This window comes from Haloleucobacter ellipsoideus, assembly GCF_052491725.1.
The window spans coordinates 24,125-47,634 of sequence record NZ_JBQWAR010000020.1; the positions used below are offsets into that span (position 1 = coordinate 24,125).

19 protein-coding genes and 1 tRNA gene are annotated in these 23,510 nt (G+C 64.3%); 12 read left to right on the forward strand and 8 right to left on the reverse strand.

The genetic code is table 11. From position 1 onward, the window contains the following. The first annotated feature begins 170 nt into the window (after nucleotides 1–170). Entirely contained in the window at nucleotides 171–998 is an 828-nt protein-coding gene (locus ACT6QG_RS12090; protein ID WP_444977829.1) for an ABC transporter ATP-binding protein, read from the forward strand. Next, nucleotides 995–2,284, forward strand: coding sequence for an NtaA/DmoA family FMN-dependent monooxygenase (locus ACT6QG_RS12095; protein ID WP_444977830.1), 1,290 nt, complete (start codon nucleotides 995–997; stop codon nucleotides 2,282–2,284). Before ACT6QG_RS12090 ends, ACT6QG_RS12095 begins: the two co-directional genes overlap by 4 nt. A gap of 105 nt (nucleotides 2,285–2,389) precedes the next feature. On the opposite strand, the gene ACT6QG_RS12100 is transcribed toward ACT6QG_RS12095, so the two are convergent. Continuing rightward, nucleotides 2,390–4,477, reverse strand: a complete 2,088-nt coding sequence (locus ACT6QG_RS12100) for a TonB-dependent receptor (protein ID WP_444977831.1) — start codon at nucleotides 4,475–4,477, stop codon at nucleotides 2,390–2,392. 378 nt (nucleotides 4,478–4,855) lie between these two features. On the opposite strand from ACT6QG_RS12100, the gene ACT6QG_RS12105 reads away from it, so the two are divergent. Beyond that, on the forward strand, nucleotides 4,856–5,581 hold the full coding sequence (locus ACT6QG_RS12105) for an IclR family transcriptional regulator (protein ID WP_444978277.1): 726 nt from the start codon (nucleotides 4,856–4,858) through the stop codon (nucleotides 5,579–5,581). 39 nt (nucleotides 5,582–5,620) lie between these two features. On the opposite strand, the gene ACT6QG_RS12110 is transcribed toward ACT6QG_RS12105, so the two are convergent. Then, entirely contained in the window at nucleotides 5,621–7,663 is a 2,043-nt protein-coding gene (locus ACT6QG_RS12110; protein WP_444977832.1) for a sigma-54-dependent Fis family transcriptional regulator, read from the reverse strand. A gap of 270 nt (nucleotides 7,664–7,933) precedes the next feature. Here ACT6QG_RS12110 and adh point away from each other — a divergent pair, with 270 nt between their 5' ends. From adh to ACT6QG_RS12155, 9 genes are all read left to right on the forward strand, one after another. Then, nucleotides 7,934–9,454 carry an aldehyde dehydrogenase gene (gene adh / locus ACT6QG_RS12115; protein ID WP_444977833.1) on the forward strand — a complete coding sequence of 507 codons (1,521 nt, stop codon included), beginning with the start codon at nucleotides 7,934–7,936 and terminating at the stop codon, nucleotides 9,452–9,454. 81 nt (nucleotides 9,455–9,535) lie between these two features. After that, nucleotides 9,536–10,564, forward strand: a complete 1,029-nt coding sequence (adhP, locus tag ACT6QG_RS12120) for an alcohol dehydrogenase AdhP (RefSeq protein WP_444977834.1) — start codon at nucleotides 9,536–9,538, stop codon at nucleotides 10,562–10,564. Nucleotides 10,565–11,094: 530 nt separating this feature from the next. Further along, complete coding sequence (locus tag ACT6QG_RS12125) at nucleotides 11,095–12,717, forward strand: ABC transporter substrate-binding protein (protein WP_444977835.1); 1,623 nt, start codon at nucleotides 11,095–11,097, stop codon at nucleotides 12,715–12,717. 80 nt (nucleotides 12,718–12,797) lie between these two features. After that, nucleotides 12,798–13,751 carry an ABC transporter permease gene (locus ACT6QG_RS12130; protein ID WP_444977836.1) on the forward strand — a complete coding sequence of 318 codons (954 nt, stop codon included), beginning with the start codon at nucleotides 12,798–12,800 and terminating at the stop codon, nucleotides 13,749–13,751. 1 nt (nucleotide 13,752) lies between these two features. After that, nucleotides 13,753–14,655, forward strand: a complete 903-nt coding sequence (locus tag ACT6QG_RS12135; protein WP_444977837.1) for an ABC transporter permease — start codon at nucleotides 13,753–13,755, stop codon at nucleotides 14,653–14,655. A gap of 53 nt (nucleotides 14,656–14,708) precedes the next feature. Then, a complete protein-coding gene (locus ACT6QG_RS12140) occupies nucleotides 14,709–15,752 on the forward strand; it encodes an ABC transporter ATP-binding protein (protein ID WP_444978278.1) in 1,044 nt (347 codons plus the stop codon). Further along, complete coding sequence (locus ACT6QG_RS12145) at nucleotides 15,749–16,750, forward strand: ABC transporter ATP-binding protein (protein ID WP_444977838.1); 1,002 nt, start codon at nucleotides 15,749–15,751, stop codon at nucleotides 16,748–16,750. The genes ACT6QG_RS12140 and ACT6QG_RS12145 overlap by 4 nt, the downstream gene beginning before the upstream one ends. Then, nucleotides 16,747–17,457 carry a GntR family transcriptional regulator gene (locus ACT6QG_RS12150; protein WP_444977839.1) on the forward strand — a complete coding sequence of 237 codons (711 nt, stop codon included), beginning with the start codon at nucleotides 16,747–16,749 and terminating at the stop codon, nucleotides 17,455–17,457. The genes ACT6QG_RS12145 and ACT6QG_RS12150 overlap by 4 nt, the downstream gene beginning before the upstream one ends. Nucleotides 17,458–17,467: 10 nt before the next feature. Continuing rightward, nucleotides 17,468–19,057 carry a gamma-glutamyltransferase family protein gene (locus ACT6QG_RS12155; RefSeq protein ID WP_444977840.1) on the forward strand — a complete coding sequence of 530 codons (1,590 nt, stop codon included), beginning with the start codon at nucleotides 17,468–17,470 and terminating at the stop codon, nucleotides 19,055–19,057. A gap of 394 nt (nucleotides 19,058–19,451) precedes the next feature. Here the strand turns inward: ACT6QG_RS12155 and ACT6QG_RS12160 are convergent. From ACT6QG_RS12160 to ACT6QG_RS12185, 6 genes are all read right to left on the reverse strand, one after another. After that, nucleotides 19,452–19,527: transfer RNA gene (locus ACT6QG_RS12160), tRNA-Glu, on the reverse strand. A gap of 102 nt (nucleotides 19,528–19,629) precedes the next feature. After that, the gene (locus ACT6QG_RS12165; RefSeq protein WP_444977841.1) at nucleotides 19,630–20,301 is read right to left on the reverse strand and encodes a YggS family pyridoxal phosphate-dependent enzyme; all 672 of its coding nucleotides are present in this window, start codon (nucleotides 20,299–20,301) and stop codon (nucleotides 19,630–19,632) included. A gap of 33 nt (nucleotides 20,302–20,334) precedes the next feature. Continuing rightward, nucleotides 20,335–21,186: a C40 family peptidase gene (locus tag ACT6QG_RS12170; protein WP_444977842.1), complete on the reverse strand. Its 852-nt coding sequence runs from the start codon at nucleotides 21,184–21,186 to the stop codon at nucleotides 20,335–20,337. Nucleotides 21,187–21,212: 26 nt separating this feature from the next. After that, on the reverse strand, nucleotides 21,213–22,580 hold the full coding sequence (locus ACT6QG_RS12175; protein ID WP_444977843.1) for a leucyl aminopeptidase family protein: 1,368 nt from the start codon (nucleotides 22,578–22,580) through the stop codon (nucleotides 21,213–21,215). An 83-nt stretch (nucleotides 22,581–22,663) separates the two neighbouring features. Continuing rightward, the gene (locus ACT6QG_RS12180; protein ID WP_444977844.1) at nucleotides 22,664–23,140 is read right to left on the reverse strand and encodes an A24 family peptidase; all 477 of its coding nucleotides are present in this window, start codon (nucleotides 23,138–23,140) and stop codon (nucleotides 22,664–22,666) included. A 15-nt stretch (nucleotides 23,141–23,155) separates the two neighbouring features. Beyond that, entirely contained in the window at nucleotides 23,156–23,320 is a 165-nt protein-coding gene (locus tag ACT6QG_RS12185) for a Flp family type IVb pilin (protein ID WP_444977845.1), read from the reverse strand. Nucleotides 23,321–23,510 lie beyond the last annotated feature (190 nt).

Here is a 23,510-nt window from a genome sequence, read left to right on the forward strand (position 1 = left end):
CTTTTTAAAAGCTACAAACTGACTCCCATATCCGGACAGCCACATCTTTCCTGTGCTTGAATTTTCATGCCCGATGAACCGCACCCCGCACGCTCAATCACCCCATGACCGGGAATCCGGCATATGAACACTTTCTTCTCCAGATCACCGGCCATGCGTAAGGATCTCCCATGAGCCAGCGCCTGAGCGCCGACGCCATCACCCTGAAATATGATGCGCGCACGATCTCGGAAAACCTGTCGGTGACAATCCAGGACGGTTCCTTCACCGTCATTGTCGGGCCGAATGCCTGCGGAAAATCGACCCTGCTGCGCGCCCTTTCCCGCCTGCTGCGGCCGGTGCGCGGTGATGTGGTGCTGGACGGGCGCGCCATCAACACCTTTCCGGCGCGCGAGGTGGCCCGGCGGCTGAGTCTGCTGCCCCAGACATCAACCGCACCCGATGGCATCACGGTGGAGGATCTGGTCGCCCGGGGGCGCTATCCGCACCAGTCCTTCCTGCGGCAATGGTCGAGGGCGGACGAGGAGGCGGTGCGCACGGCCATGGCGGCCACGCGCATCAGCGAGCTGGCGGGCCGCACCGTGGACGAGCTTTCCGGCGGACAGCGACAGCGGGTGTGGATCGCCATGGTACTGGCGCAGGAAACCGCCATCCTGCTGCTGGACGAGCCCACCACCTATCTGGACATCGCCCATCAGATCGAGCTGCTCGAGCTGCTTGCCGAGCTCAACCGCAATGGCCGCACCATCATCGCGGTTCTGCATGACCTGAACCAGGCCTGCCGCTATGCCACCCATCTCATCGCGATGCGTGACGGCCGGATTGTCGCCGAGGGCGCGCCTGCCGACATCGTTCATGAACAACTGATCGAAACCGTTTTCGGCCTGCCCTGCGTCATCATTCCCGATCCGGTTTCCGGCACCCCTCTGGTGGTGCCGAAGGGGCGCGCGGCAGCACAGGCCACTCACACCCGGACAAGCCAGGACCTGCGCACATGACCCAGAAAAGGCAGATGCATATCGGCCTCAGCCTCACGGAAACATGGACCATCGGCCATGCGCCGGAACCGCATGAAACCGAGCGGCACAGAAGTGATCCCGCCGGATATTATGCCGATCTGGCGCAGAAGGCGGAACGGGCGAAACTCGACTTCGTGTTCAAGCCCGACACGCTCGCCATGCGCCGCGGCAAATCGGGCACATCGCCGGCCTTCACCGGGCTGGATGTGACCCTGCTGATGACAGCCATAGCCTGCGCGACGGAAAAGATCGGGCTCGTCACCACCGCCTCCACCACCTTCAACCCGCCCTATATCATCGCCCGCCAAATCCAGACCCTGCACTGGCTCAGTCGCGGGCGGGCGGGCTGGAACATCGTCACCTCCCTCGATGGCGCGGACAATTTCGGGACGGACCCCATGCCCCCGACACAGACGCGCTATCGCAAGGCTGCCGAATCCACCGGGATCGTCCGCGCCCTGTGGCACAGCTATCCCCATGGCGCACTGACGGCGGAAGATGGCCTCTCACAGGTCGCGCCCATCAATCATGCAGGCGCCTTCTTCCATGTGAAAGGCCCGCTCAATGTGGCCGGGCATGAGGCCGGCGACCCGCTCCTGTTCCAGGCCGGCGCATCGGATACCGGGCGCGATTTTGCGGCATCTGTGGCCGATGCGACATTTGCATCAACGCCGGACATGTCCGCCGCCATCGAGCTGCGCGCGGACCTGCGCCAGCGTGCTGAAAAACATGGCCGCTCCCCGGATGCGGTTCGGGTTCTGCCGGGCCTGTTCTTCTTCCTTGCCGAAACGCGCGAGGAGGCATGGGCACAGCATCGGCGCGCCCATGCGCATTTCACCCGGGAACAGCGCCTTGAGGCGGTGAAGGATATTCTGGGGGTGGATATTGCCCATCTTGCGCCGGAAGACCGCGTGACAACCCGGCTGCTTCCCCCTCTGCCGGAAACGGTGCGCAGCCGCACCCATGCCGATCTGCTGCGCCGCTATATCGAGCTGCATGCCCCGCGGGTGGACGCGCTTCTGGAGCGCCCCGAAGTCATTGGCTCGGCGCACTGGGTCAGTGTCGGCACGGTGGCGGATGTGGCGGATGAGATCGAGGCCTGGTTCGAGGCCGGGGCGCTGGATGGCTTCATCGCCCTGCCCGGCGGCTCGCTGCAATCACTGGAGCTGTTCTTTGAAAAGCTGGTGCCTGAACTGGTGCGGCGCGGCCTTTTCCGCTCGGACTATTCCGGCGCCACCCTGCGGGCGCATCTCGGGGCCGGCTGACGCGCGGACAAAGCGCAAAAGAGCGTTTGCAAAACACGAAACGCCCGCTCCCCTTTCCGGGAGCGGGCGTTTTTTCATGCCCGATCAGACGTGATCAGAAGACACTCAGAAGGTGCCGCGCACACCGATACCGAGCATGCGGGGCTCCAGCATGCTGGCCTCGATACCACCGGCAATACTGCGGTTCTGCTGGATATAGGTCGCAGAGCGCACGTCGAACAGGTTCTTCACATAGCCATAGAGCTGGAAGCCATCATTGAAGGCATAGCTCGCGCGCAGGTCGGTCACCGTATAGGGGTCAACCCTGTAGGCCGGAGTATTGGCCACGTTCGAGTAATAGCCGGCCAGATGGCGGATCTGTCCTGCAATATTGAGCTTGTCGGTCACATCCCAGATCGCGCCGACATTGAACATCACGGCCGGAGACTTGGGGAAGGCATTGCCATTCAGATCGGTATTGTCCAGAACTTCCTTGATCTCGGTATGCAGAAGGCTCACGCCGGCCTGCACCATCAAGCTGTCGGCAATCCGCCAGTCCACGCTCATTTCCGCGCCATAGGACTTCGCCTTCTCGGCATTGATGGTGTAGGACTGCGAAACGCCCGGCGAAATCACGACAGGGATGTTGAACTGCATGTTCTTCACATCCATCACGAAGATATTGCCGTTCAGGAACAGCCTGTTGTCCATGAGATTGGCACGGACAAACAGCTCATAGTCCCACAGCGTTTCTTCCTCGAACTGCATCCAGCGGCCGGAGTTCAGATTGAGCGACACGCCGCCGGGATTGTAGCCACGGCTGACCATGGCGCCCACCGTCCATTCCGGGGTCAGCGCATAGGAGAGGGAGACCTTCGGCAGCAAAGCGGAGAAGGTTTCGTCATAATTCACCGGCGTGCGCGTGAAGGTGGAGCGGCCCACGCGCTGCACATGGTCCTGCTGGTAGCGCAGGCCGCCGGTCAGCGTCCACTTTTCCGTCAGCCGGTAGTTGGCCTCGCCGAAGATGCCCAGATTGTCCTTGGTGTCATCAAAGCTCGACGTGCCGCGCAGATAAAGCTTCTCGTCGGATTTGGTGTTGGCATAATAGAGCCCGGCCACACCGCTCAGATTATCTTCCGCCTGACCGAACAGAAGGCGTGTTTCATTGGAAACATTCTTCTGGTCGACATCTGCATTACCATCATACGCCTTATTCAGGCTCCGGCGCACGGATGTGCTGGAATACTGGGTCTGGTTCAAAATCTGATAGCCGTTCTGGAAATCATATTTCAGGTCCAGAACACCGGTATTCGTATGCTGCTTCCATGTCGGCATGGTCGCCGCCATGCTCTCCAGATCCTCGAAGGGCTCGCTGGCCGCCTCCTGGCTGGGGCGGTTCGTCTTGTTGTGGGAATAGGTGAGCTTGGCTTCAAACCCGGAAATGTTCGTGGGTGTCCACAGCAGCTTCACGCGCCCCATCAGGTTGCTGAAGTCGAGATCGGTATTTTGCGAATTGAACTGCGGGTTCACATAATTGATGAAGGTGTCACGGCCGGAATAGTCGAGCGCGACACGCGCGGCCAGTTCGTCCTTCACCAGCGCGCCGGAAAAGGCCAGCGATACGCGCTTGGAATTGTAGCTGCCAATCTCGGCCTGATAGGCCGCTTCAGGCGTGAAGGTCGGGTCCTTGGTATTGACGATGATGGCGCCGGCAATGGCATTCGCGCCCTGCGAGGTCGTCTGCGGTCCGCGGAAGACTTCCACATTCTGGACATCCCAGCTGGATGCCGCGCCGAAATAGGACTCGTTATAGCTGAGATAATGGCCATCCATATTGATGGTGGCGCGCGGCACGGTGCCGGCGAAGAACGCACCGGCACCCGTATTCGGCCCCTGCGAGTCCATGCCGCGAATGACAGGCATGCTCACCGTGTCGGGATAGACAACGTTCGGCGTGCTGTTGACGACCTGCGAGATGGAGCTGTCACCCGTGCGGTTGGCACGGATCTGTTCCGCAGTGATGACCGCGACAGAGGATGAGGTATCCTTCATGTCGCGCTCCATGTTCTCGCCGGTCACCGTAATGGCATCCAGAACAATCGTGCCCTCGCGCCCTGCAATGGCATCATCTTCCTGCGCAAGCGCAGGCGTGGCTGCAAGGATTGCGAGCATGCTGACACCGCGCGCCAGCGGCACGACAAACTTCAAAGACATGTGGGGCCCCGTCTATCCAATAAGGATCGCTGGCTGGGAGCGGACCGTAGCTTGCGAATGATTATGAATTCCACATTGCATGACGCATTTCGCATGTCAACATGAGCAAACGCCGTTTGCGTGCACGCCGCGCCTGCCGTCAAGGAAGCGCCGCGCAAGTAATTGATCTTGGCTGGAATTGCCCTTAGCTTACAGAAATTCCATAGTTTTTGGCATTGGCCGGAACCCGCCCTTTTCCCATCTTCCCCCGCCCCGGATCTTGGTTATGGTCACAACATGGAAGTGCGCTCTCTTTCCACCGTCATGCCCCTGAGTCGCGGGGAGGACGAGACGAGCACGGCCCGGAACGAGGAGACGGCAATCTTGAGCAAACGCCCCATGACCGTGCAGTCCGTGTCCATTGCGGCACGGTTTATGGATGTGCTCGCCCGCTCGGAACGCCCGATGGCGCTTGGCGAAATTGCGCGCGCGGCAAAAACCAGCGCGTCGACCGCCCATCGCTACATGCAGACCTTGGTGCTGGAGCGCCTTGTGGTGCAGGACGAGATGACAGCGCGCTATGATCTTGGGCCAGCCGCGCTCAATCTTGGCGTGCGCGCCATGCGCCGGATCGATCCCATCGAGATCGCCGCACGCAACATGAAGTCCCTCTCTCTCCAGATCGCCGCAAGCTGCGGTGTCGTCATCTGGACAGAGCGCGGCCCCACCGTGGTGCGCTGGTATCGCAACGCCGATTTCTTCATCAGCACGGTTTCTTTAGGGGACATTCTGCCGGTCAACAATTCCGCCTGCGGCCTCGTGTTCCAGGCCTATATGGACAAGGCCAGCATCGCCGCCGCCCAGAAGATGCAGCCCCCCGGCTTCCGCGGCACCGCCCCCCGGAGCAAGACCCTGGCGGATATCCGCGCCGCTTCAGGGGCGGAGCTGAACGAGCATCTCTTTTCCATGCTGGCCGGCAAGGCCGCGCCGGTCTTCAATGCGCAGAATGAACTCGCCTGCGTAGTGACCACGGTCTCCTTCATCACGATCGCGGAGGAGCACGGGCATCGCGAAGCCCTGTTCGAGGCGGCACGGCAGGCGACATTTGAATCCGGCGGCAGCTAGGCGCGGTTCTCGACACAGATGCAGAACCGCGGCTCCGGCTCACCCCCGGCCGGAAGTCCCGCGCCTCTTCACCCCGGCCAGCGCCAGATGGCGATGCAGCGTGCTGCGGTGAATGCCGAGGCGGCGGGCTGCCTGCGAGACATTGCCATGGCATGCGTCCAGCATGTCTGTCATCGCGGCAAGGGTCATCGCGCCCAGATCCATGGACGCCTGTTCCGGGATGCCGGTCCCCCGCCCTCCCGACCGGGGAAGCGGGCCGGCAACACCCCCGATGTCGGCATCCGCACAGGCAGCCGGAGAGGGTGAGACGGGAGCCGTGGCGCGCAAGTCGGCGGGCAGTGCGTCCACATCGAGAACCTCGCCGGGCTCGGCCAATGCCCGCAACACCCGCAGCGTGCCGATGAACTGGCGGAAATTGCCCGGCCAGTCATGGTCCGCGAGCCGCAGACGGCAGGCCTGAGACAGGCGCGGCGCATTTTCCCCCTCGCCCGCCATGTCCCGCCAGAACCGCACCACCAGCGCCTCCCGCTCCGGCAAGGTGCGCAGGGCCGGCAGGGCGACCGTATACTGGGCGATACGGAAATAGAGATCGGCCCGGAATGCACCGCTTTCCACCAGCGCCCGCAAATCACGGTGCGAGGCGCAGATGAGCTGGAAATCCACCGGCACGGGGCGCGCCCCGCCAAGCGGCATCACCTCCCTTTCCTGCAACACGCGCAACAGGCGGGTTTGCAGGCCCAGCGGCATGTCGCCAATCTCATCGAGGAACAGCACCCCCCCATCCGCCTCGCGCAGCAGGCCCTTGAAGCCGGCCCGGCGCGCACCGGTGAAGGCCCCGTCCTCATAGCCGAACAGTTCGGACTCAATCAGCCCTTCAGGAAGGGCGGCACAGTTCACGGCGGCGAAGGGCGCACCGGCACGGGTGCTGCGCTGATGCATCTGGCGGGCGAACACCTCCTTGCCCGTCCCGGTTTCCCCCTGCACCAGAACCGGCACACCGGCATCCAGAAGGCGCACGGCGCGGGTCAGGGCTTGTGCGGTTTGCGGATCGAAACAGGGCGCGGGTGTCTCGCGCCCGGCGCTTTCCGGCGCTACCGGGGCCGGGCCCTGCCGGGCGGATGGTGCGGCAGTCAGGGCGCCGGCGGGCCGGGCGGACCGGCGCGCCTCATCAGGACGCTCCGCCCGGACATGCAGCATATCTCCCGAAAGGCTGCGCATCTGCCCGGTCTCGCGCGCGCGGGCAGGGCTGGTGTCGAACAGTTCGGAGAAGCGGCGCGTATCCAGCGCATCCCAGCCCAGACCGAGCTGGGCGAGGGCCGAGCTGTTGGCCGCCACCAGCCGGTGATTGGCAAAGACGAGAATGCCCTCGCGCGGGGTGCCGAGAAAATGGCGGTCGCGATGGAAGCGCACCACATCATGCCCGGCAAAGGCGCCCTCGAACATGCGGTGCTCCACCTGATCCGCGGCAAGACGCACAAGGGCCAGGGCGTGGAGATGATCGACACTGGCCGGGCCGGAAATATCCAGAAGCCCCACAAGCTCCCCGCGCGGGTCCAGAAGCGGGGCGGCGGCGCAACTGAGAATGCGGTGGGAATCGGCATAATGCTCGGCCCCGCGCACCTCCAGCGCACCGCGCTCCATCAGCGCCGTGCCGATGGCATTGGTGCCGCGGGCGCTCTCGCTCCAGTCCGCTCCGGGCTGGAGGGTCACGCGGGCTGCCCGGTCGGCGAAATCCGCACTGCCCACCGTATCGAGAACCAGCCCGTCCGGGTCGGTCAGAATGACGATCGAGCCGGTGCTGCGCGCGCTGGCATGCAGGGTTTCCAGCTCCGGGCGGCAGCGCAGCCGCAGTTCCTCATGCATCTGTCGCAGAATGCGCAGCTCATGGGCGGTCATCGGCCCTTCGCCGATCTGGCTGGCCGATGGCTGGCCACGCCCGGCGCAACGGGTCCATGAGCGCAGGATCGGGGCTGGCACCGCATTTTCCGGCACCGGAATGCCGGAGAAAAAACGGTTACGGACCGATTGCAGCTCGGGCATGGCCGGCCCGGAACGGCTGGATAGGGTGAAGGCGGATGGCATCGGCTCCCTTGGCTCCGTTCCACTCCCCGGCGACAGATGTGTCGCACATTGCAACAGGTGTCGCAGCTTGTTGCTGCTTTTCCTGGGAACTGTCGCACAGCTTTCAGGGGTCCGTCCAGCCACCCTGTTTCACATCTTTTCCAAACTTTCTCAAAGTCATAACCACACAAACACTTACCGCGATGCAATGACGATTTTCACCGGCGGGATGGAAATCTGGCACGCCCGGTGCGTTGGAGTGGGGAGAAAACATAATTCGGGAGGAAACACATGAACAAGCCGGCATTCCTGTCCAACCCCGCCCAGGCGCCCTTCAAGGCGCGTTATGGCAATTTCATCGGCGGGGCCTTTGTGGAGCCCGTGGAAGGGCGCTATTTCGAGAATATCTCGCCGGTGAACGGCAAGGTGGTGTGCGAGGTCGCCCGCTCTGACGAGAAGGATGTCGAGAAGGCGCTGGATGCCGCCCATGCCGCCCGCGAGAGCTGGGGCCGCACGCCGGCCGCCGAGCGCGCGCTCATTCTCAACCGCATCGCCGACCGGATGGAGGACAATCTCTCCCTGCTGGCGCTGGCCGAGACATGGGACAATGGCAAGCCCATCCGCGAGACGACCGCTGCCGACGTGCCGCTCGCCATCGACCATTTCCGCTATTTCGCATCCTGCGTGCGCTCTCAGGAAGGGGCGCTGAGCGAGATCGATCCGGAGACCATCGCCTATCATTTCCATGAGCCGCTCGGCGTGGTGGGCCAGATCATTCCCTGGAACTTCCCGCTGCTGATGGCGGCATGGAAACTGGCCCCGGCACTGGCCGCCGGCAACTGCGTGGTGCTGAAGCCGGCGGAGCAGACCCCGGCCTCCATCCTCGTCTTCGCCGAGCTGATCGCCGATCTCCTGCCCCCCGGCGTGCTGAACATCGTCAACGGTTTCGGGCTTGAGGCCGGCAAGCCGCTGGCCTCCTCAAAGCGGATCGCCAAGATCGCCTTCACCGGCGAGACCGGCACCGGTCGGCTCATCATGAACTATGCCAGCCAGAACCTCATTCCGGTGACGCTGGAACTGGGCGGCAAGTCTCCCAACATCTTCTTCAATGATGTGGCGGCAGAAGATGACGACTATTTCGACAAGGCGATCGAGGGCTTCGTCATGTTCGCCTTCAACCAGGGCGAGGTGTGCACCTGCCCCAGCCGCGCGCTGATTCAGGAAAAGGTCTATGACCGCTTCATGGAGAAGGCGCTGAAGCGCGTCGCCGCCATCAAACAGGGTTCGCCGCTGGACCCGGCGACACAGGTCGGCGCGCAGGCCTCGCAGGAGCAGCTCAACAAGATCCTCGGCTATTTCGACATCGGCCGGGATGAGGGCGCGGAAGTGCTCATCGGCGGCGAGCGCAATCTGCTCGATGGCGATCTGGCCGAGGGCTTCTATGTGAAGCCCACCGTGTTCCGCGGGCACAACTCCATGCGCGTGTTCCAGGAGGAGATCTTCGGCCCGGTGGTGTCCGTCACCACTTTCAGGGACGAGGATGAGGCGCTGCATCTGGCCAATGACACGCTGTTCGGCCTCGGTGCCGGCGTGTGGACCCGTGATGGCGCGCGCGCCTACCATATGGGACGCAACATCCAGGCCGGGCGCGTGTGGACCAATTGCTACCATGCCTATCCCGCCCATGCGGCCTTTGGCGGCTACAAGCAGTCCGGCATCGGGCGCGAGAACCACAAGATGATGCTGAGCCACTACCAGCAGACCAAGAATCTTCTGGTGAGCTACAGCCCCAAGGCGCTTGGCTTCTTCTGATCCCCGATCAGGCAGGACGGAACACCGCCCTGCCTTCTCTCCCCGGCGGATGCCGGGCCAATCATCGACAGGGAGGAAAACATGGACAAGACCATGAAGGCCGCCGTTGTACGGGCTTTCGGCCAGCCATTGACCATTGAGGAAGTCCCCGTTCCGCGCCCGAATGCGGGCGACATTCTGGTGAAGATCGAGGCCTGCGGCGTATGCCATACCGATCTGCACGCCGCCGAGGGCGACTGGCCGGTCAAGCCCAACCCGCCCTTCATTCCCGGCCATGAGGGTGTGGGCCATGTGGTCGCGGTGGGTGCCGGCGTGAAGCATGTGAAGGAAGGTGACCGGGTCGGCATTCCCTGGCTCTACTCCGCCTGCGGCCATTGCACCCACTGTCTGGGCGGCTGGGAGACCTTGTGCGAGGAGCAGCAGAACACCGGCTATTCGGTGAATGGCGGCTTTGCCGAATATGCCCTCGCCAATGCGGACTATGTCGGCCACCTGCCCAAGAATGTCGGCTTCGTGGAGATCGCCCCGGTGCTGTGCGCGGGCGTGACCGTCTACAAGGGCCTGAAGGTGACAGACACCAAGCCTGGAGACTGGGTGGTGATTTCCGGTATTGGCGGCCTTGGCCACATGGCCGTGCAATATGCCAAGGCCATGGGCCGCAATGTTGCGGCCGTGGATGTGGATGACGCCAAGCTGGATCTGGCCCGCCGCCTGGGTGCGACGGTGACGGTGAATGCCCGCAATACCGATCCGGCCGCTTTCCTCAAGAAGGAGATTGGCGGAGCGCATGGCGCGCTGGTGACGGCTGTTTCACCCAAGGCGTTCGAGCAGGCGCTGGGCATGGTGCGGCGGGGCGGCACGGTTTCGCTGAACGGGCTGCCTCCGGGTGATTTCCCGCTCAACATCTTCGGCATGGTGCTGAATGGCGTGACCGTGCGCGGCTCGATCGTCGGCTCGCGGCTGGACCTTGAGGAATCCCTTGAGTTCGCCGCCGAGGACAAGGTTCACGCCACCGTCTCCACCGACAGGCTGGAGAATGTGAACGACGTGTTCGACCGCATGCGCGCCGGCCAGATCGAAGGCCGCGTGGTGCTCGATTTCGCATCCTGACCATCAGGCCCGGCGCGCGCTCCCGCGCCGGGCTCCTTCCGCACTGTTGCGGGGCAAGACGCGCCGGGTCGCGATACATCGCGCGGGCGGATCATCATCCCCCTGCCCTGCATTCAGGAGCCTTTCGGTCCCAGCGGCCCGATCCTCGACATGAGGAACGCCGGACCCCGCCAATAGGCTCCCCCGAGACCCACGCCGCCCGCAATGCGGCGCCCCCACTTTCTCAAAAAACCATCGACATCATGTCCCGCACATCGCCGGATAGCGCACCTGCACGCGGTGTCAGAGCCCTTGTCATGGCCGGCGGGATTGCATGCAATTTTGCCCCTGAGTGACAAAAACTGCCCAAACTGCACACAAAATGGACATGCCCATTTTTTGTGATGGTGCACTGCACGAACCCCGGAAGCCGTACAGAACAGGGAATAGTTCCGCGATTTAAGACAGTTCCAAAATACATTTACGCGCTGCAGCGCCATGGCACGCTGCATGCAATTTCCATCCCATAGACCTGTGTGGAGATGGACGATATGCGAGGACGTAAGAGACTTTCCAGCTGGCTGGCGGCAGTTCCCGCGGCCCTCATGCTGTGTGGCACCGCCTATGCGGAAACCGTCGCCCGCTATGGCATTTCAATAGCGGATATTCCCCTCACCACCGGCCAGCCCGACCGCGGCGCGGGCGCCTATCAGTTCACCGGACACACGATTTACGACCCGCTGATCGCATGGGAGGCGAATGTGGGCGACCGGCCCGGCAAGCTCGTTCCCGGCCTTGCCACCGCATGGGACGTGGACCCCGCGGACCCGAAGAAGTGGATTTTCACCATCCGCGATGGCGTGAAGTTCCATGATGGCTCCGATTTCAATGCCGATGCGGTGATCTGGAACCTCGACAAGGTCCTCGACAGCAAGTCCCCGCAATTCGATGCCAAGCAGGCGGCGCAGGTTGTGCCGCGCATTCCCTCCATCGCCTCATACCGCAAGCTCGACGGCAACAAGGTCGAGATCACCACCAAGGCGGTTGACGCGCTCTTCCCCTATCAGCTGCCATGGTTCCTCATTTCCAGCCCCGCCCAGTTTGAGGCCGTGGGCCGCGACTGGAACAGGTTCGCCAGCACGCCTTCCGGCACCGGCCCCTTCAAGCTCGACAAGCTGGTGCCGCGTGAGCGCGCGGAGCTTGTGAAGAATGCGGCCTACTGGGACGCCAACCGCATGGCGCAGACAGACCGCATCATCCTGCTGCCCATTCCCGATGCGATGACCCGCGCCAATGCCCTGCTGACCGGGCAGGTGGACATCATCGAAACCCCGCCGCCGGATGTGCTGCCCCAGCTGAAGGGCAACGGCTTCAAGATCGTCCAGAACGTTACCCCGCATGTGTGGCCCTATCACTTCTCCACGCAGGAAGGCTCGCCCTGGGCCGACATCCGCGTGCGCAAGGCGGCGAACATGGCCGTGGACCGCGACTCCGTGGTGGCCCTGCTCAGCGGTCTGGCCACCCCCGCCAAGGGGCAGGTGGATGAAACCAGCCCGTGGTTCGGCAAGCCTGAATTCGACATCAAGTATGACCCTGAAGCGGCCAAAGCCCTGATGAAGGAAGCCGGATACAGCCCGGAAAAGCCGCTGAAGGCCAAGGTCATCATTGCCCAGGGCGGCACCGGGCAGATGCTCTCCTTGCCGATGAACGAGTTCGTCCAGCAGAGCCTCGCCGAGGTCGGCATCGATGTCACCTTCGAGGTGGTGGAGCTGGAGAATCTCTATCTGCACTGGCGCGCCGGGGCACAGAACGAGATGAATGCCGGCAAGGGCATCACCGCCATCAATCTTGGCTATGTGACGGCTGATCCCTTCTACGCCCTCACCCGCTTCGCCTATTCCGGCTATGTGGCCCCCAAGGGCGTGAACTGGGGCGGCTACGCCAATCCGAAGGTCGATGAGGCCATCGAGAAGATCCAGACCACCTTCGACACCAAGCAGCAGGATGAGCTTCTCGCCTTCGTGCACCAGAGCATGGTCGATGACGCGCTGATGCTGTGGGTGGTGCACGACGTGAACCCGCATGCCCTGTCCCCCAAGGTCCAGAAGTTCACCCAGGCCCAGCACTGGTTCCAGGACCTGACCACCATCGGCATGGGAGCGGACAAGAAGTGAGCCCGCAGAAGTAACCCCGCCCGAGCCTGCAGACGGGGTCGGCGCGCACGCTCCGGCCCCCACCTCAGAAAGATGCTGCCATGCTGGCCTATATGCTCAAACGTGTCCTGTATGCGATCCCGATCGCACTGGGCGTGACGGTCGTCTCCTTCGCGCTGGTGCATCTGGCGCCGGGCGATGCCCTCAACGCCATCGCTCCGGCCGATGCGCCGGAAGAGGTCATCACCGCCCTGCGCGAGGCCTATGGGCTCGATCGCCCCCTGATCGTTCAATATGCATTGTGGCTGCTGCATGCCGTGCAGGGAGATCTGGGCACATCCATCGCAACGGGCCGTCCGGTGGTGGGGGAGGTGCTCAAGGCGGTGGGCAACACCCTGCTTCTGGCCGGGGCGGCGGCGCTGATCGGCGTGGTGATCGGCTGCATTCTCGGTGCAATCGCCGGCTATTATCACGGCAGCCTGCTGGACCGGATGGCCACCGGCTCCTCGGTCATCGGCGTCTCCATCCCCCATTACTGGCTGGGGCTGGTGCTGACTATCTGCCTCTCCATCTGGCTGCCGCTGTTTCCGGCCATGGGCGCGGGGCCCGGCGGATCATCGGCCTGGCAGTGGGACTGGGACCACATGCGCTATCTGGTGTTGCCGGCCCTCACCCTCGCAGTCATTCCCATGGGCATCATCACCCGCACGGTGCGGGCGCTGGTTTCCGACACGCTCCAGCAGGAATTCGTCACCGCCCTTCAGGCGCGCGGCCTCTCCGGGCGGCGCATCTTCTTCCACATTGTGAAGAACACGGCCCCCACGGTGCTGGCGGTGGCCGGCCTGCAGGTGGGTTACCTGATGGGCGGCTCCATTCTGGTGGAAACGGTGTTCGCATGGCCCGGTACCGGCTTCCTGCTGAACGCCGCCATCTTCCAGCGCGACATGCCCCTGCTTCAGGGCACCATTCTGGTGCTGTGCATGTTCTTCGTGGTGCTCAACCTGCTGGTGGACATCCTTCAGCCCCTGATCGACCCGCGCATGGGGAGAGCCTGACATGGCCGCAACCTCTGAACTCTCCACCTCCATCGCGATCACGCCCCCGGTCATCTCCACCCCGAGCCGCAGCTACTGGTCCACGGTCTGGCAGCGCCTCAAGCGCGACCGTACGGCATGGCTGAGCGCCAGCGTCTTGCTGCTCATCATCGCCGCCGCCGTGCTCGCGCCGTGGATCGCCCCGGCGGATCCCTACAAGGGCTCCATGATCCGCCGCCTTCTCCCCGTCGGAAGCCCTGGCTATCCGCTCGGCACGGATGAGCTGGGGCGCGACATGCTCACCCGCCTGATGCATGGCGGGCGGCTCTCCCTGCTCATGGGCGTTGTCCCGGTGCTGGCTGCCTTTGTCTTCGGCTCGCTCATCGGCGTGTTCGCGGGCTATGTGGGCGGGCGCATCAACATGCTCATCATGCGCACGCTGGATATTTTCTATGCCTTCCCCTCGGTGCTGCTGGCGGTGGCGATTTCCGGCGCGCTCGGTTCAGGCATGAGCAACTGCCTCATCGCGCTCACGCTGGTGTTCGTGCCGCAGGTGGTGCGCGTGGCCGAGAGCGCCACCACGCAGGTGCGCAAGCTCGATTATATCGAGGCCGCGCGCATGAGCGGGGCGAACGCCTTCACCATCATCCGCGTGCATGTGCTGGGCAATGTGCTGGGGCCGGTGTTCGTCTACAGCACGGGCCTGCTCTCGGTGAGCATGATCCTCGCCTCCGGCCTGTCCTTCCTTGGTCTTGGCGTGAAGCCGCCGGAGCCGGAATGGGGGCTGATGCTGAACACGCTGCGCTCGGCCATCTACAGCAACCCATGGGTCGCGGCCCTGCCCGGCGCGTTCATCTTTGTCACGTCCATCGCCTTCAACCTGCTCGCCGACAGCGTGCGCTCCGCCATGGATAACCGCTCATGACGATGCTTCAGGACACCAACATCTCCACCCCCTCACCGGCCATCGCCGGCACCATGCCCGGCCCCGGGGATCGTGGCGGACCGGCCCAGCCCTTGCTCATCGTGGAGGGGCTGACCAAGCACTTCCCCGTGCGCGGCGGTTTCCTCTCGCGCGAAAAGCGGGTGGTGCATGCGGTTGATAATGTCAGCTTCAGCGTGCCCAAGGGCAAGACGCTGGGCATTGTGGGCGAGAGCGGCTGCGGCAAGTCCACCACCGCCCGCCTGATCGCCCATCTGATGAAGGCCGATTCCGGCGAGATGATCTTTGACGGCGAGTCCCTTCAGGATTTCCGGACACTCAGCCACAAGGAGTTCCGTCGCAGCCTGCAAATGGTGTTTCAGGACTCCTTCGCCTCGCTCAATCCGCGCATGACCATCGCCGAGACCATCGCCTTCGGCCCGCGGGTGCATGGCATGGCGGCCGCGCAGGCGATGAAGCTGGCGCGCGACCTGCTGGCGCGCACAGGAATGGAGCCCAACCAGTTCGCCAACCGCTATCCGCACGAGCTTTCGGGCGGCCAGCGCCAGCGCATCAATATCGCGCGCGCGCTGGCGTTCGATCCGCGTCTCATCATCCTCGATGAATCGGTCGCCGCGCTCGACAAGTCGGTGCAGGCGCAGGTGCTGAATCTGTTGCAGGAGCTGAAGGCGGAACGCAACCTCACCTATCTGTTCATCTCGCACGACCTGCATGTGGTGCACTACATCTCCGATCTGGTGATGGTGATGTATCTGGGGCAGGTGGTGGAATCCGGCCCGGTGGAGCGCATCTACAGCGCGGCGGCCCATCCCTATACAAGCGCCCTGCTCTCGGCCGTGCCGTCCATGGACCCGGACAACCGGACACAGGCCCCGCCCCTGAGCGGTGATCCGCCAAACCCCATCAACCCGCCCAGCGGCTGCCGCTTCCGCGACCGCTGCGCCTTTGCCGAGGGCGTGTGCGCCAGCCATGCGCCGGCGCTGATCCCGGTCGGGAAAGATGCCGCGCATCTGGCCGCCTGCCATCTCAATGATCCCACCTCCGGCCACAGCGCCGCATCCGGGAGATTGTCCGCATGAACGCGCCCCTGCTCTCCATTCAGGATCTCACCGTGCAGTTCACGGGATCGCGCACCGCCAGCGCCCTCAACAGCGTGAATATCGAGCTCAACAAGGGCGAGGTGCTGTGCCTGCTGGGGGAATCCGGCTCCGGAAAGAGCGTCACCCTGCGCACCCTGCTGCGCCTGCACCCGGAAAAGCGCACCCGCATCAACGGGCGCATCACCATGGATGGCGATGATGTGCTGGCCCTGCGCGGCCGGGCTCTGGAACATTATCGCGGCGGCAAGGTCTCCATGATCTTTCAGGAGCCGGGGCTGGCCTTCGATCCGGTCTATACCATTGGCCGCCAGATCACCGAGGCGGTTCAGGCCCATGAGAAAATGTCATCCGAGGCGGCCCGCGCCCGCGCGCTCCAGATGCTGGAGCATGTGCAGATTCCGCAGGCCAAATCCCGCCTTGATGCCTTTCCGCACGAGCTTTCCGGCGGCATGCGGCAGAGGGCGATGATCGCCCTCGCCCTGTCCTGCCAGCCGCAACTGCTGCTGGCGGACGAGCCCACCACCGCATTGGATGCCACCGTGCAGATTCAGGTGCTTCTGCTGCTGCGGCAGTTGCAGCGGGAAACCGGCATGTCGATGATCTTCGTCACCCATGACATCGCGGCGGCGGTCGAGGTCGCGGACCGGATTGCGGTGATGTATGCCGGTCGCATTGTCGAGGAAGGGCCGGTGCGCGATATCGTGCGCGCCCCGCAGCATCCCTATACGCGCGGCCTGCTGGCGGCCACCGTCGGCCCCGAGGATCGTGGGGCGCCCCTTGCCGCCATTCCCGGCTCCCCGCCGGATCTGGCCCACCTGCCCGCAGGCTGCGCCTTCGCCCCGCGCTGCGCCCTGGCCGATGAGCGCTGCCGGATGCACATCCCCCCCCCCGCCACGGCAACGGCCGGAGGCTCTGTCAGCTGCTGGCGCATAACCGCAGGGCAAATGACCGCAGGGCAAATGGAGGATGTGCAATGACGGGACTTCCTGAAAAACACTCCCGCCACCGTGGCAGCCTGGCCGATGAGGTGTGCCAGTCCATCGCCGATGAAATCGTGGTTGGCACCTTCACCCCCGGCGCGCGGCTGGACGAGGTCTCGCTCGCGGAGCGTTATCAGGTCTCCCGCACCCCGATCCGGGAGGCGCTGAAAAAGCTCTCCAGCATGGGGCTGGTGGAAACACGGCCCAATCGCAGCTCGGTTGTCATCTATCTTTCCACGGCGCAACTCGACATGGCCTTCGAGGCGATTGGCGAGATGGAAGCCTCATGCGCGCGCCATGCCGCCGTGCGCATGAGCGCGGATGAACTGCAACATCTGGTCAATATTCATGAGATCAGCCGCGCGGCCCTGCAAACCGCCGATATCAACCAGTATGACACCGCCAACCGCGACTTCCACCACAGCCTGCTCCAGGGCTGCCACAACAGTATCCTGATCGAGACAACCCTCAATCTGCGCAATCGCGTGGCGCCGTTTCGCCGGGTGCAGTTCCGCAATCTGGAGCGCATGAGCGCATCCTTCGAGGAACATTGCGCCATTGTCGATGCCCTCGTGAAACATGATGCCAGCACCGCATACCGGGAAATGCGCACCCATCTTCTGGCGGCCAGAAATGCCGCAATGCTGACCTCCGCCGCGTGGTCGGCCCCGGTTGCCGAGCCGGTTCGTGCCGCATCACGGTGAAGGACACCCCATGAACCCCATCCTCGGAACACGCGGCGCGGCCGTTGCCTCGCACGCCCTTGCCTCCCAGGCCGGCCTCGACATCCTGCGGGAGGGCGGCAATGCCATCGAGGCGACCATCGCCATGGCGGCAACACTGGCGGTGGTCTATCCGCACATGACCGGAATCGGTGGCGATGGCTTCTGGCTGCTGCATGCCCCGGGCGCCCCCATGCGGGCCATTGATGCCTGTGGGGCCGCGGGCGCATATGTGGGGCCGGAACTCTATGCCGGCCTCAGCACCATTCCATGGCGCGGCCCGCTGGCGGCGAACACGGTGGCCGGCACCATATCCGGCTGGGGTGCAGCCCATGAGCACAGCCGCACCGCATGGGGCGGCAAGCTGCCCTTTGCCCGGCTGCTGGAAAGCGCCATCCATTATGCGCGCGCGGGCTTTCCCGTCACCCACAGCCAGGAAGAGAACACCCGCGCCAAGCGGGCCGAGCTGGAACCCCAGCCCGGCTTCAGCGCCACCTTCCTTCAGGATGGTCAAGTGCCATCCTATGGCCAGCGCCACCATTTCCCGGCACTGACGGCAACCCTTGAACAGCTGGCCCATGCGGGCGCCCAGGACTTCTACACCGGGGATCTGGCCCGCAGCATCGGCCGGGACCTTGCTGCCGTGGGCAGCCCGATCATGCTCTCGGACCTAGAAGCCCACCGGGCAGAGTTGAAGGCTCCCTTGGAAACGCGCATCGCGGCCGGCCAGCTCTTCAACATGACCCCGCCAACGCAGGGGCTGGCCTCCCTGCTCATCCTGGCCATCTATGACCGCATCCGCCAGCCCGGCTGGTCACCGGACAATGTGCCCGGCATTCACGGCCTTGTGGAGGCCACCAAGCAGGCCTTCATCCTGCGGGACCGCCATATTGGCGATCCCGGGCAGATGACCATCGACCCCGCGCATTTGCTGGATGAGGCGACGATTGCCGCCTGCGCCGCCGCCATTCCGCTGGACCGCGCCAGCCCATGGCCCGCCCCGGTGAGCGATGGCGACACCACATGGATGGGCGTCATTGACAGCGAGGGGCGCGCTGTCAGTATGATCCAGAGCATCTATTTCGAGTTCGGTTCCGGGGTTGTGCTGCCGGAAACAGGAATCTGGTGGCAGAATCGCGGCTGCTCGTTCGATCTCGCGCCCGGCAAGCTGCGCTCTCTCGCACCCGGCCGCAAACCCTTCCACACGCTGAACCCGGCCATGGCCCGGCTGGCTGATGGCCGCCTGCTTGTCTATGGCACCATGGGCGGCGAAGGCCAGCCACAGACACAGGCCGCGCTCTTCTCGCGCTACATCTGGGGCGGGCACAATATCCGCTCGGCCGTGGCGGCCCCCCGCTGGCTGCTGGGCCGCACATGGGCCGAATACAGCACCACGCTGAAGCTCGAATCCCGCTATGCGCCAGAGATTGTCGATACGCTGCGCACCATGGGCCACCCGGTGGAGGTTGTGGCGGATTTCGATGAGCGCATGGGCCACGCCGGCGCACTGGTGCTGCACCCCGATGGCTGGATCGAGGGTGGAGAGGACCCGCGCAGTGATGGCAGCGTCGCCTCATGGTGAGACCGCGCGGCCCCACCTGCGCCCATCATCCTGAACCTGCCCCTGTCCGGGCCCGCCATATGGCATGGGCGCGGATGGCCTCCGCGATACTGTCGCGGGCGATGTCCCCACCCGGATACCGAGGACTGCGGCCTTGTCAGGCGGGCTGTCTCGCCCGGCCGATATGCAGGGATTTATACAGCTGCCGGAATGCAGGGCTCAGCCCGACAGTCGAGATCCGGCCTGCGCATTCGCAGATCACATGGCCCAATTCACGCCAAGGACATGGAAAGGCCAGGCAAAAGAGCCTTGCGGAGAATGGAATGAGTGCTGTTATGAGGCTGGCTTCACTTCGGAAGGCACAGCGGCCAGTTTCCGGAAACCATTCCTATAAGCCATTGGGGCTTAAGGACTTTGGCGCTCCCAAGGGGACTCGAACCCCTGTTTTCGCCGTGAGAGGGCGACGTCCTAGACCGCTAGACGATGGGAGCGTCTCGCGAAGGCGTTTCCTATATCTGCCTTCGCGAGGGTGTGCAAGGGGTCGGCGAACTTTATCCGGCTGAAAATGCACGGAGCGGGGGATAACTCCCCCTTCACCGCTGGCCGAAAATGGCGCTGCCCACCCGCACAAGGGTCGCGCCCTGCCGGATGGCGGCGGAAAAGTCAGCGCTCATGCCCATGGAAAGCTCCTTCAGCCCATTGCGCGCCGCAATTTTGGCCAGCAGGGCAAAATGCGGGTCGGGCACGGCCTCCACGGGGGGAATGCACATCAGGCCGGCGATTTCCAGCCGGTGTGTATCCCGGCACTCGGCAATGAAGGCATCGGCATCCTGCGGCAGAATACCGGCCTTCTGCGGCTCCGCACCGGTATTCACCTGAATGAACAGGCGTGGCGCGCGGCCCTGCCGTTCCATCTCGGCGGCAAGGGCCGCGGCGATCTTCGGGCGATCCACCGTATGGATCACATCGAAAAGCTCAACGGCCTCACGCGCCTTGTTGGATTGCAGCGGCCCGATCAGATGCAGCTCCACATCCGGCCAGGCCTCTTTCAGGGCCGGCCATTTTTCGCGGGCCTCCTGCACCCGGTTCTCGCCGAAAACGCGTTGCCCGGCCGCCAGAACCGGCTCGATCTCGGGCACGCTGAAGGTTTTGGAAACGGCAACCAGCCTGACCTCATCCGCCTTGCGGCCGGCCTCCTCACAGGCCGTGGCCACGGCATGGCGTACATCCTCAAGGCGCGCGGCGCTCATTGTCTGGCCCACCATCACTCCTCCTTGCAGCGGCGCATCCGCCGGCTCTCATATGCGTCTTGCGCTGCGCAGCGGCGTGCCGGAAGCAGCAATCCGCGCCAGTGCATCGGTCAGTGTCTCGCGCGCCACAGCCATATGGAAGGCATTGGCGTGCAGGATCGTTTCCTCATCCTCGACCAGAGCCACATGCCCCGGCCAGAACAGCAGATCGCCGCGCCGGAACGGCCCTTCTGGTGACAGCGGCTGGCCCAAAGCCTTTTCCTGCATATCACTGTCACGCGGGGCGGTGATGCCGCAGGCCTGCAACGCCGTCTGCACCAGGCCGGAACAGTCGATCCCCAGGCTGGAGCGTCCGCCCCACAGATAGGGCACACCCAGAAAGCGCAGTGCGAGCGCCACCGGATCACTCTCACGGGCCGTCAGCGGAGCGAGATGGACGGCGGGAATAAAGCCCTGCTCCGTCATGGCGAAACGGCCCCGCATCTCGCGCACCGCCACAAGGCTGCCGAAACACAGATCCAGAATCGGCGGCCGCTTGATATCCGCTGCCGGGAACACGAGGGTGCGCAATGCGCTCACCTGATGGGTGGGCGCGGCCGCGGGCCCGGGGGAAAGCGCCTCCATGGGCATGTAGCCCACATAGCCATCCCCCTCCAGCTGCACCAGCCCCCAGCCCTCGCCCCCATCCTCGAACAGCGTTACCGCCTCGCCGAACAGGGCCTCGGTCTCCAGTCCCGCATCGCCGCGGGGGGCATTGCGCACCGGGGCGCGGGTGGCGATGACGCGGCGCGCCTGCCCTTCAACATAACGTCCGGCAGGGATGATGCCGCGCAGATGCGCCGCCGCCACATCCCCGCGCGCAGGTGTCAGACGGCGATCATAACCCTCGGGCAAATCCATGGATCTCTCCACAAGCTCGCGGCCTGTCAGCCCAGCCGTTCGCGGATGAGGGCATCCAGCGCGCGAATGGTCTGCGCCTCGCCGCCCTCCGGCCGTCCGGGACGGGAGGAAGGGTTCCATGCAAACAGGTCCAGATGCAGCCAGCTTGCGGCATTCTCGACGAATTTCTGCAGGAACAGCGCTGCCGTGATGGCTCCGGCAAAGCCGCCGGAAGAGACATTGTTGGTCTGCGCCACCTTCGAATCCAGCATGCCGGCATAGCGGGCCCACAGCGGCAGGCGCCAGAGCGGATCATCTTCCGCCTGCGCATGGCGGGCAAGGCCGGCGGCAAGCTCTTCATCATCAGTGAAGGCCGCGGGCAATTGCGGGCCCAGCGCCACGCGGGCCGCACCGGTGAGGGTGGCGAAATCGACCAGCAGATCCGGCTTGTCCTCATCCGCCAGCGCCAGCGCATCGGCCAGCACCAGCCGCCCTTCGGCATCCGTATTGCCGATTTCAACCGAAATGCCCTTGCGGCTTTGCAGAATATCCCCCGGGCGGAAGGCATCGCCGGCCACGCTGTTTTCCACCGCCGGAATCAGCACCCGCAGCCGCAGCCCTGCCCCGCGCGCCAGCAGAAGATGGGCAAGGCCCAGCGCATTGGCGGCCCCGCCCATATCCTTCTTCATCAGCAGCATGGCGGCGGAGGGCTTGAGATCGAGCCCGCCCGTGTCAAAACACACGCCCTTGCCCACCAGGGTCAGTTTGGGTGCATCCGCGGGGCCTGCGGTGATGTCGATGAGGCGCGGCGCACGGGTGGCAGCCCGGCCCACGGCATGGATCAGCGGAAAATTTTCGGCCAGCAATGCATCACCGGTGATGACGCGCACATCCGCGCCATGGCGCAGCGCCAGCGTGCGGGCGGCGGCTTCCAGCTCGGCCGGGCCCATGTCGTTCGCCGGGGTATTGACGAGATCGCGGGTGAGGAACACCGCCTCCGCCTGCCGGGAGATATCCGCCCCATCCACGCCCTGCGGCACCACAAGGCGCACGGCGGGCGCCGCGCTCTTGCCATAACGGGTAAAGCGATAGCACCCCAGCGCGAAGGCCAGCGTGGCCAGACGGGTATCGCCCGCATCACCCTCAAGCCGCCACAGGCCGGGCGGCAACAGGCCGGAAAGGGCGCCGGCGGCAAAGGGGTCCGCGCTCTTCTCGGTGGAAACGCCAAACAGCGCGCCCCCCAGCGCACCATCCGCGCCCGGCACAAGCAGCAGCTTTCCGGCCTCGGCCTTGTAGCCAGCGCCTTCCGCAAAGCGGCGCACGGCGGCGGGCAGTTCAAATTCCGGGAAACCCGCCTTGCTCACACACCAGACGGGCAGGCTTTCGGCGGCAGAAATGGAAAGGCAATCCAGCATCACGAAACTCCTTGCCCAGCGGGGTAGCACGTCCCGCGCGCAAGGCGAAGAGGCATGAGCCCATCTCGCGCCGCCAGCAGCTCTCAACCAATGGCCATGAGGCTGGACCAGGGATGCAGCATCAGCCCGGCCCCCGCCAGCGCCACGCCATAAGGCACGCTGTGGCCGGCGCGGGTGAGAAACGCCACCGGGCGGGACAGCGCATGGCCTTTCGCACGCAATGTCACCGCCAGAGTGAGCAGCGCCCCGATGGTGCTGCATGCGATGATGAACAGCGGCACCTGTGCCGGGTCCATCCACAAGGTGAGCGCGCCAGCGAATTTCGCATCACCGGCGCCGATCAGATCATGGGAGAAGAACACGAAACCGATGGCGGTCACCGCCGCCGCGACCATCAGGCGCAGGCGCAAGTCTCCAAGAGGCGCCTGCGTGGCGAGAATGGCGAAGCCGGCCAGCAAGGCCAGAATGAGAAGGTTGGGAATGATGCGGCGGGCAATATCCGTTCCGATGGCCGCACACAGCAGCGCCGGATAAACCCCAAGAAGGATGAACTGCGCCACCGCCATCCCCGGCTCTCAGTTCCCGGCCGCGGCGCTGGCCGCCTTCAGACGGGAGAATGTGGCGATGATCTGCGCCAGAACCGTCACGATGGCGATGGAAAGGCCCGCGGCAATAAGGCCATATTCGAGGGCGGTGGAACCATCCTCTTCACGGATAAAGCGGGACAAAAGGGTCTGCATCACACGTTTCCGCACCAAGCCTGAACAAGCCACACGGCACGTTCTGCCGCGTTTCCAGAACGCTAGGCGCGCGCCCCTTGAGGGGAAGTAAATATCGGCCGCCAGCGCGCCCCCGCGCACAGAAGGATTGCCACAAGGGTTAATGCTTCCTGCGCATTTCCCCCAACCGGGCCGAACAACAAAAAGGCGG

Bases quoted from the DNA above. Each gene is read 5' to 3' on its own strand.
- ACT6QG_RS12090 (WP_444977829.1), top strand. From the start codon at position 171: ATGAGCCAGCGCCTGAGCGCCGACGCCATCACCCTGAAATATGATGCG.
- ACT6QG_RS12095 (WP_444977830.1), top strand. From the start codon at position 995: ATGACCCAGAAAAGGCAGATGCATATCGGCCTCAGCCTCACGGAAACA.
- ACT6QG_RS12100 (WP_444977831.1), bottom strand. From the start codon at position 4,477: ATGTCTTTGAAGTTTGTCGTGCCGCTGGCGCGCGGTGTCAGCATGCTC.
- ACT6QG_RS12105 (WP_444978277.1), top strand. From the start codon at position 4,856: ATGACCGTGCAGTCCGTGTCCATTGCGGCACGGTTTATGGATGTGCTC.
- ACT6QG_RS12110 (WP_444977832.1), bottom strand. From the start codon at position 7,663: ATGCCATCCGCCTTCACCCTATCCAGCCGTTCCGGGCCGGCCATGCCC.
- adh (WP_444977833.1), top strand. From the start codon at position 7,934: ATGAACAAGCCGGCATTCCTGTCCAACCCCGCCCAGGCGCCCTTCAAG.
- adhP (WP_444977834.1), top strand. From the start codon at position 9,536: ATGGACAAGACCATGAAGGCCGCCGTTGTACGGGCTTTCGGCCAGCCA.
- ACT6QG_RS12125 (WP_444977835.1), top strand. From the start codon at position 11,095: ATGCGAGGACGTAAGAGACTTTCCAGCTGGCTGGCGGCAGTTCCCGCG.
- ACT6QG_RS12130 (WP_444977836.1), top strand. From the start codon at position 12,798: ATGCTGGCCTATATGCTCAAACGTGTCCTGTATGCGATCCCGATCGCA.
- ACT6QG_RS12135 (WP_444977837.1), top strand. From the start codon at position 13,753: ATGGCCGCAACCTCTGAACTCTCCACCTCCATCGCGATCACGCCCCCG.
- ACT6QG_RS12140 (WP_444978278.1), top strand. From the start codon at position 14,709: ATGCCCGGCCCCGGGGATCGTGGCGGACCGGCCCAGCCCTTGCTCATC.
- ACT6QG_RS12145 (WP_444977838.1), top strand. From the start codon at position 15,749: ATGAACGCGCCCCTGCTCTCCATTCAGGATCTCACCGTGCAGTTCACG.
- ACT6QG_RS12150 (WP_444977839.1), top strand. From the start codon at position 16,747: ATGACGGGACTTCCTGAAAAACACTCCCGCCACCGTGGCAGCCTGGCC.
- ACT6QG_RS12155 (WP_444977840.1), top strand. From the start codon at position 17,468: ATGAACCCCATCCTCGGAACACGCGGCGCGGCCGTTGCCTCGCACGCC.
- ACT6QG_RS12165 (WP_444977841.1), bottom strand. From the start codon at position 20,301: ATGGTGGGCCAGACAATGAGCGCCGCGCGCCTTGAGGATGTACGCCAT.
- ACT6QG_RS12170 (WP_444977842.1), bottom strand. From the start codon at position 21,186: ATGGATTTGCCCGAGGGTTATGATCGCCGTCTGACACCTGCGCGCGGG.
- ACT6QG_RS12175 (WP_444977843.1), bottom strand. From the start codon at position 22,580: ATGCTGGATTGCCTTTCCATTTCTGCCGCCGAAAGCCTGCCCGTCTGG.
- ACT6QG_RS12185 (WP_444977845.1), bottom strand. From the start codon at position 23,320: ATGCAGACCCTTTTGTCCCGCTTTATCCGTGAAGAGGATGGTTCCACC.